This window comes from Vibrio sp. Y176, from assembly GCF_033438945.1.
Genome location: NZ_JAWOQS010000916.1, coordinates 1 through 569, shown reverse-complemented (window position 1 = coordinate 569; position 569 = coordinate 1). Strand labels below are relative to the sequence as shown.

The following is a 569-nucleotide window of genomic DNA, read 5'->3' as shown; positions in this document are numbered from 1 at the left end:
TGCCAAGCGAATACCGACTGTGCCTTGCGAGATTACTCAACGGAATATCATGCCGAGCAACATTTCGATGTTTCCGTGGTCGTTTCCTCTGCTAACGTGATTGGTCATCAAGATTGGCTCGATTTACGAGCGAAAGATCTTCGTCACAAATACGAAGTAGACCGCAGTTCTGAGTTCATTGAATTTGATGCTAACCGCTGCATCAGTTGTGGTCAGTGTATTCAAGCATGCCGCGAGCAAGCGGTACATGGTGTGTTGAGTTTTGTGTCGGATAAAAATGGCCGACCAGCTTTACGACCAGATGATCGTCCACGATTCCGCTCCGATGAAAAAGGCGCAAGTTGCAGCGGTTTGACGCTCATGGGCGATTCAAAATGCGTGCAATGTGGGGCGTGTGTTCAGGCATGTCCAACGGGCGCGATGGTGGACAGCCGTGACCGCTCTCAAGGCAGAACCGAACAGCTAAAAGCCGTCGATACCATTTGTACCTACTGTGGTGTGGGTTGTAAGTTGACCATGTTTGTCGATGAGCGACAAAACAAAATCCGCTATGTAAAAGGGGCGGATTC

The 569-nt window shown here is 49.6% G+C and carries 1 protein-coding gene; it reads left to right on the top strand.

The genetic code is table 11. The features are described from left to right. Positions 1-569 (top strand): 4Fe-4S dicluster domain-containing protein (locus R7O13_RS29390; RefSeq protein WP_318305528.1); only part of this gene is annotated, 569 nt, incomplete at both ends.